A 7,058-nucleotide genomic window follows, 5' to 3' on the forward strand; every position below is an offset into this window, starting at 1 on the left:
TCACCGTGCTGTCCCAGTCGCTGAAGAAGCAGGAGGACGGGCTGCGGCTCGGCGCCGACCACTACTTCGCCACCAGCGACGAGAACACGTTCGCAGACCTTGCCGGCAGCTTCGACCTGATCATCAACACCGTCAGCGCCGCCATCGACATCAACGCGTACCTGCAGCTCCTGGCGCTCGACGGCGCCCTGGTCAACGTGGGTGCCCCGCCGCAGCCCCTGCCCGTGCAGGTCTTCTCCCTGATCGGGGGGCGCCGGTCCTTCGCCGGGTCCGCGATTGGCGGCATCGCCGAAACCCAGGAGATGCTCGACTTCTGCGCTGAGCACGGCATCGGCGCCGAGATCGAGGTCATCCGGGCCGGCAAAATCAACGAAGCCTACGAACGCGTCCTGGCATCGGATGTGCGCTACCGCTTCGTGATCGACGCAGCAACGTTCTAGAAGGAGCGGGCCGCCAGCACGGAAGCACGACGGCGGCCCGCACCTCCCGCGGGCCGCCCGCCCAAGTGCGGGAGCCGGCGTCGTGCCCTGCTTCAGGGCTGGGGGCGCTCCGCGAGGCGCTTGGGGCTGGGGTAGGCGTCCCGCATGTGGTCGCTGGTCAAGAAGTCCGCAATGCCGATCATGAGGGCGGCAAAGATGATCTGTTCCACCACCATCCAGTAAGGGTACAGACCAGGGATGGTGGCCACGATCAAGGTGATGACGGGGAAGATCTGGCTGAACAGCCGCAGCCGCTGGTAGCCCCAGTAGTAGCCCTGCTCCGCCCGCCACGCAAAAAAGAACAGTGTCAGCGTCATGAACAGCACCACCACGCCGCGGAACAGCACGGCGAAGCCCACCGGCGTGCCGCGGATTTCCAGCACCAGGGCAATCACGATGGCGCTCACGCCCACCAGGACCTCAAGGGCCAGGATCCAATTGACCCAGCGGAAGGCCCGGCGCGTGCGCGGATGGACCCGCGCGGCCTCCTCGATCACGTAGTGGCCGTTGCGCCCGCCGGCCAGTTTGTCGATGTCCAGTCCAAACACTTTCAAGGCTGTCATGGGAACAGCGTAGTGGGCGCACGGCCCCTCCGGCATCACCGCCATGGGACTGCCGTCTCCGGCACCCTCATCGACACGTCCCCGGGCTGGTCAAAGTAGCCCTCAACCCCGGTCCGGTGCCCCGCCCGGGCGATGGACACGCTGACAGTCCGGGTTTCGAGCAGCGGCCAATCCTACGGTCCCAGTTCCGCAGCCCGCTGCAGCAAATAGGCGCGCACCGCGGGCTGCGGGGTGGCGCCGGCCGCCGCGTTGTACGCCTCCGCCGCCTCCCGCCGTCGTCCGGCCCGGGCCAGCAGGTCCGCCCGGGTGGCCAGGAAGGGCTGGAAGTGCTCGACGGCGGCCGCCCCGGCAGGATCGTCCCGTACGGCAAGGGCGTCCAGTTCCGCCAGGCCGGCGGCCGGGGATTCGGCACGGCCAATCACCGCAGCCAGCGCCACCCGCGCGCCGAGGCTGGGTGCAACCGCCACAAGCGCCGCATACAGGGTCCGCAGGGCCGCCCAGTCAGTGGCGTGCGTGCGTGCGCGCTCGCAATGCACTGCCTGGATGGCTGCCTCCAGCTGGAAGCGCCCCGTGGCGCCCCCGGCCGAGGCCCGGCGCAGCAGTGATGCGCCCTCCTCCATGAGGCGGCTGTCCCACAGGGCCGTGTCCTGTTCCTCGAGCGGAACAAACGGGCCGCGGCGGGCAGGCGCGCGGGCCTGGGAAAGGGCGATCAGGGCAGCCAGGCCCCATGCCTCCGGCTCAGAGTCCAGAAGCGCGGCCAGGGTCACCGCCAGATAGAGCGCCTCAGCTGCCATGTCCCCGCCCTGCCCTTCCGGCGCGTCGAGGAAAGCCAGCGCATAGCAGCCGTAGACGGCCTCCAGCACGGCAGGCAGCCGCCCGGGCATGGCGTCCCTGCCGGGCACGGCGAACGGAATCCGGGCCGCCTTGATGCGCTTTTTGGCCCGCACCAGGCGTTGCGCCATGGCCGCGGCCGGGACGGCAAAGGCGGAAGCAATGCGGGCCGCGTCAAAGCCCAGGACCGCCTGCAGCATCAACGGCGTCCGGATTGCAGGGTCAATGGCGGGGTGTGCGCAGGTGAACAGGAGTTCCAGGTGCTTGTCCCCAATGGCGTCAACATCGAGTTCATCCAGGGCCGACATCGCGGTGCCTCCGTTCCCGTCCGCCTCCTCCAACGGCAGCGACGTCCGGCGGGAGGCTGATTTCCAGGTGTCGCGCTGCCTGTTGCGGGCCACCGTGAGCAGCCAGCCTTCGGGATTGGCGGGGGCTCCCCCGGAGGGCCAGCTGAGCAGGGCCTGTTCAAAGGCATCCGAAAGCGCGTCCTCGGCCAGCGAAAGATCGCCCGTGGACGCTGCAAGAAGGGCAACAAGGTGCCCGTAGGAGGCGCGGGCAGCGTGCTCAGCCGCAGCCCGCGCCTCCCCAGGGGTCAGGCGTTTGGCGTCCACGCACCGTCCACGGTGTAGGTGGCCCCGGGCCGGATTTCCACGGCACCCCATTCCACGGACGGGGCCTTCCCCGCCCACTCGATGGCGGCGTCGAGGTCGGCAACGTCAATGACGAACGTGCCGCCCAGCTGTTCCTTGGTGTCGGCAAACGGTCCGTCCTGCACGCGCAAGGTGCCTCCGGCCTTGGTCAGCGTGGTGGTGTTCGACGAAGGCTGCAGCACCTCGGCGCTGATCAGGACCTTGGCCTGGTGCAACGCCGTGGCGTAGCTGCTGAAGGCCCGCTGCCCCTCGGCCATGGCCTCCTCACCGAGCGATGCGGCATCCATTTCCGGGTAGTGCAAAAGCAGTGTGTAGCGCATGGTTCATTCTCCTTGATCGGGGCGGTGCCGTCCACGGGCGGCAACGCCTTTTGTGCCAAGCACGACGGCGGCTGGCGTGCCTCGTGGCCGTGCTTCACCAGGATGACGATTGGGCGGGCGGCGGATCGACAACACATTTCAAATGTGACACCGGTCACAACTCTCCGGTAGCGGCGTAGCGTTATTTGTGCACCCAAAGGAGGGGCACGATGGACACAACACCAGCAATCATTGTCGGTTTGCCGGACTTGATGTACGCCGCGCGGGTCGAGGCGCGGGGCGTCATGGAGGAGTTCAAGGGCGATTACGTGGCCGAGCACCGGGCCGTGCTCGCCAGGCTGACGGCGGCCGGGGCCATTAGCGACGACGAGGCGGAGACGCTGCTTGGACTGTACAAGCTCGGCTATGAGGCAGGGGAGCCAAAGGGCAATGCCTTGCGGGCCTACTTTGAAACCCGGGACATCTACGCCAAAATGCTCGCGGGCACCAAGTCCAGCCCGGTGGCCCTGGTGCTCGCCTCAGCAGCACTGGGGTCCTTTGAAGTCTCAGTGGGCCCGGAAGGCTCGACGACGGTCTCGATCGCCAGGGTCAGCTACGGCTCAAGTCTGGCCGGGATCGGGGCAGCCTTGGGCACCTTGCTCGGCGGGGTTGCCGGCGGCGTCCTGGGAGGCGCCATTGGCGGGCTGATTGGCGGAATTGTGGACGACAAGAAAGGCAAGGGCAAGACCTGACGGGGCCCGCCCCGCCCCGCGCGGGCCGAAGGGCTCAGGCGCCGACTACCGCCGCGGCACCCACTTCGGCCGCGAGGAAGCCGCGGACGTCGTCGAGCTCGGGGCTGTTGATGCTGTGAGCCAGGCCCGGGTACACGCGCTCGACCAGCGAGGTGTGGCTCGGCAGGAATTCGGTGGTGCGGCCGATTGCCACCGGAGCGATGACCCTGTCCTCGGCGCCGCGCCCCCAGAACAGCGCGGGCATGGAGGCGCGCAGGGAGTCGTCGCCCGGCTGCGGCGCGCCCAGCACGAAGCCACCCAGCACCACGGGCGCCAGCACGCGTTCGGGGCGTGTGCGCAGCAGTTGCGTGGCCATGAGCCCGCCCTGCGAGAATCCGATGGGCACGATGCGCGTTGCTGGGGCCAGGTTCGCCTCAACCCACTCCCAGATGATGTCCGTTGCCTGCTCCACCGGCCCGGGAATGGGGTCGCCGGGAGTGCCGATGGGGAACCAGGCCGCGCCGCCGTTGCCGAGTTCCAGAGGCGCCCGCAGGGAAGCCCAGGGCAGGTTCAGCCCCAACGCCGGGGCCAGTGAGGCCAGGTCATGCTCGTTGGAGCCGAAGCCGTGGAGCAGGACTGCCACAGCGTCCGGCACAGATTCGGCGGCCCAGTCGGGCGAGCGCAGCTCGCGAAGTGTGGGGCTCATGCAATCTCCTTGGGAGCGGGAATCGGGGTGGTTGGTTAATGCTACGGCAAAACAACTACTTGTAGCTTCAATCAATATATCAAGGGCCGCCATGCATCATGGTGCCCTCGAAGCCAGCGTGCGCCACATCAGCCGCCCATGTCGGGGCTGACGGGCACCAACCCCACTGCGTTGCGGCGGTGGATCTTCTGCGGGGCCCGGTCAAAGCCCTTGGCGTCGAGGTTGTTGCCCCGGCGGTAGGCGGCCAGTGCCCGGTCGTAGAGCCCGTTGAGCCGGGAGCCGGAGAATTCGCCCCGGCTGCCGTCAGTAAAGGTGATGGCGATTGTCATCCCTCGTGGAAAGTGCCGGCTCATGTGGATGAAGCCGTCGGTGTCCTGCCGGAGGTTAAGCATGCGGGTGCCGCCTTGTCATGGGGAACTTCAAGTGTCCCCCATCCGGGGATGTCCCGCGGAACCCGTGAACCCGCCCGCCGTTCAACAGGCCCGTTCAATGGGCCCGCCCGTTCAACCGGCAAGTTCGGCCAGCCGGGCCTGCAGGAAGCGCCGTTCGGCGTCATTTCCGGCGAGAATCAGTGCCTCTTCAAAGGCCGTCCTGGCCGCCCCGGAGCGCCCCAGCCGGACCAGGAAGTCACCGCGCGCGGCGGCAAGGTAGGGGTAGCGGGCCAGCCGCGGATCGGCCCCGAGCAGGTCCAGCACAGCGAGTCCCTCGGCAAAACCAATGGCAAAGCCGAGGGCAATGGCGCGGTTGAGTTCGACAACGGGAGTGGGCCAGGCGGCCGCCAGCAGTTCGTAGAGTCCCAGAATTTCCGGCCAGTCGGTTTCCTCCCACGACCCGCTTTCGTCATGAACCGCAGCAATGGCCGCCATGAGCGCGAAGCGGCCCGGCGGTTTCGACGCCAAGGCTTCCCGCAGGAGCCCCACCCCTTCAACAATGGCCGTCCTGTCCCATTTCGAGCGATCCTGGTGCTCCATTAGCACCAGCTCGCCGTGAGCGTCCTGTCTGGCGGCATTCCGGGCACCGGTCAGCAGCACGAGGGCCAGAAGACCGGCGACGTCGGCATCGCCGGGAAGCAGCGCACGGAGCATCCTGGCCAAATCCAGTCCCCTGTCGGCGAGCTCCCGGCGCATCAACCCGTCTCCCGAAGGTGCGTCGTGGCCTGTCGTGAAGACAAGAAGCACCACCGAGAGGACGCCGTCGACCCTGTCCCGGAGCTCCGACATTGCCGGCACGCGGTAGGGGATGTGGGCGGCCGCGATCTTCTTTTTCGCGCGGGTAATGCGGGCCGCCATGGTGGCCTCGGACAGCAGGAATGCGCGCGCGACGTCCGCCGTCGAAAGCCCGCACAGCAACCGCAGGGTGAGTGCAACCTGGGCGTCAAGGGCCAGTGCCGGGTGGCAGCAGGTGAAGATCAACCGCAACCTGTCATCAGGGAAGGCTTCCGCATCAAGATCAGCGCCGCCGGGCGGATCAGTGCTGGTATCCAACAGTTTGGGCAACGCCCGCCGGGCCGTTGCAGCGCGCCTGTGCAGGTCCAAGGCACGACGGCGGGCTGCCACTGTAAGCCACGCGCCGGGGTTCGCGGGGATACCGCGTTCATCCCAGGTGGACAAGGCGCTGGCATAGGCATCCTGGACGGTTTCTTCCGCCGAGTCGATGTCGCCTGCAACGCGCACCGTGGCAGCCAGCACAAAGGCCCACTCCCTGCGGTGCGCATCCGCAACCGCAGCGGCCACCTCCGGGCTGGCGGCCGGCGGCATTAGCTTGCCACCCGCACGGGCCGGACTTCCACCCCGCTGCCGGCGGGCACCTCCTTGGCAATCTCCAGGGCCTCGTCAAGGTCGGCGGCCTCAATCAGGTAGAAGCCGCCCAATGTTTCCTTTGACTCTGCGAAGGGGCCGTCCGTGACCGAGAATCCGCCGGAACCGTCCCGCCGAACCGAGGTGGCGGATTCCGGGGGCTCAAGTGCCGCCCCGTTGACCAGTGACCCTGCGCGGCGCTGCATGAAAGCTTGGTAGTCGCCGCTGACCGTCTCCCCCGCCTCCTCCCGCGTGGCCACTTCTTCCTGAAAGATCATGAGCAAATACTTTGGCATTGCACTCACCTCACTTTTTCCCTGATGGATTGCTGGTGGCAGTTGATGGTCAGTGGGCCGGCGCATTGGCGTAGGAGGCCACCAGCCAGTTTCCATCCTGACGGACCAGCACCCAGGTGGCAATGACTTCGCGCCCCGCCGGGAGCGCCGTCTCCCCTGCCATGAGGATGCCGGCCCTGCTGACGACGACGGCGGTGTTGCCGCCGATGACCCGAATGCTGAGTGGTTCATCAACCGCGTGGGACCCTTTCAGCGGCCCGTTGAAGCCGGCCGCCATGGAGGCGCGGATCTCATCCCGGTTACGGTGGTACACGCCCGGCATGACCACAGTGGCATCCTCGCGGTACGGCGCCACGAAGGCATCCGCATCGTTGTCTGCCCATGCGGCGTAGATAGCCTCAAACACGCCGCGGACCTCCTTGTCCGTTTCTGACTCAATGGTGTTTTCCTGGATCGCAGTCATGTCCTTGTTCCCTTCATCTCCGGTGTCCATTTTGGGGGGCCTCCCTTGAAGCCCCTGACCATACGACGCGCTGCCATGGCCCGGATCGACAACTGGTGCCCGACTTGGGGAAAGTTTCTCAAACCGGCGGACAGGACACGGCCAAAACTGCTGATTAAACTGATTGGCCGGGCCACCTCAACAATGAGGTGGCCCGGCCAATCAGGCGGCCCTTGACGGACCGCTGCTGTCTGCCGAAGGGTGG

The 7,058-nt window shown here is 67.3% G+C and carries 10 protein-coding genes; 2 read left to right on the forward strand and 8 right to left on the reverse strand.

Going from position 1 to position 7,058, the window contains the following annotated elements:
• The coding region (locus LPN03_RS20125; protein WP_262455670.1) for a zinc-binding dehydrogenase at positions 1 to 440 on the forward strand (440 nt) is incomplete at its 5' end.
• A 92-nt stretch (positions 441 to 532) separates the two neighbouring features.
• On the opposite strand, the gene LPN03_RS20130 is transcribed toward LPN03_RS20125, so the two are convergent.
• The 3 genes from LPN03_RS20130 to LPN03_RS20140 all read right to left on the reverse strand — a co-directional run bounded on the left by LPN03_RS20130 (position 533) and on the right by LPN03_RS20140 (position 2,843).
• Positions 533 to 1,042, reverse strand: a complete 510-nt coding sequence (locus tag LPN03_RS20130; RefSeq protein WP_165182818.1) for a hypothetical protein — start codon at positions 1,040 to 1,042, stop codon at positions 533 to 535.
• Between the two features lie 173 nt (positions 1,043 to 1,215).
• Positions 1,216 to 2,484, reverse strand: a complete 1,269-nt coding sequence (locus LPN03_RS20135) for an RNA polymerase sigma factor (RefSeq protein WP_262455671.1) — start codon at positions 2,482 to 2,484, stop codon at positions 1,216 to 1,218.
• Positions 2,466 to 2,843 carry a YciI family protein gene (locus tag LPN03_RS20140; RefSeq protein ID WP_165182820.1) on the reverse strand — a complete coding sequence of 126 codons (378 nt, stop codon included), beginning with the start codon at positions 2,841 to 2,843 and terminating at the stop codon, positions 2,466 to 2,468. The genes LPN03_RS20135 and LPN03_RS20140 overlap by 19 nt, the downstream gene beginning before the upstream one ends.
• Before the next feature lie 209 nt (positions 2,844 to 3,052).
• On the opposite strand from LPN03_RS20140, the gene LPN03_RS20145 reads away from it, so the two are divergent.
• Entirely contained in the window at positions 3,053 to 3,574 is a 522-nt protein-coding gene (locus tag LPN03_RS20145; protein WP_262455672.1) for a hypothetical protein, read from the forward strand.
• Positions 3,575 to 3,608: 34 nt separating this feature from the next.
• Here the strand turns inward: LPN03_RS20145 and LPN03_RS20150 are convergent, their stop codons facing one another.
• The 5 genes from LPN03_RS20150 to LPN03_RS20170 form a co-directional block, all read right to left on the reverse strand.
• Positions 3,609 to 4,259: an alpha/beta hydrolase gene (locus tag LPN03_RS20150; RefSeq protein ID WP_262455673.1), complete on the reverse strand. Its 651-nt coding sequence runs from the start codon at positions 4,257 to 4,259 to the stop codon at positions 3,609 to 3,611.
• A gap of 128 nt (positions 4,260 to 4,387) precedes the next feature.
• Positions 4,388 to 4,651: a hypothetical protein gene (locus LPN03_RS20155; RefSeq protein ID WP_262455674.1), complete on the reverse strand. Its 264-nt coding sequence runs from the start codon at positions 4,649 to 4,651 to the stop codon at positions 4,388 to 4,390.
• Positions 4,652 to 4,762: 111 nt separating this feature from the next.
• Positions 4,763 to 6,016: an RNA polymerase sigma factor gene (locus LPN03_RS20160; protein ID WP_262455675.1), complete on the reverse strand. Its 1,254-nt coding sequence runs from the start codon at positions 6,014 to 6,016 to the stop codon at positions 4,763 to 4,765.
• The gene (locus tag LPN03_RS20165) at positions 6,016 to 6,333 is read right to left on the reverse strand and encodes a YciI family protein (RefSeq protein ID WP_262455676.1); all 318 of its coding nucleotides are present in this window, start codon (positions 6,331 to 6,333) and stop codon (positions 6,016 to 6,018) included. The genes LPN03_RS20160 and LPN03_RS20165 overlap by 1 nt, the downstream gene beginning before the upstream one ends.
• Positions 6,334 to 6,400: 67 nt before the next feature.
• Entirely contained in the window at positions 6,401 to 6,844 is a 444-nt protein-coding gene (locus LPN03_RS20170) for an SgcJ/EcaC family oxidoreductase (protein ID WP_205678298.1), read from the reverse strand.
• Between the last annotated feature and the right edge of the window lie 214 nt (positions 6,845 to 7,058).

Source organism: Arthrobacter sp. A2-55 (assembly GCF_025548615.1).
GTDB lineage: Bacteria > Actinomycetota > Actinomycetes > Actinomycetales > Micrococcaceae > Specibacter > Specibacter silviterrae.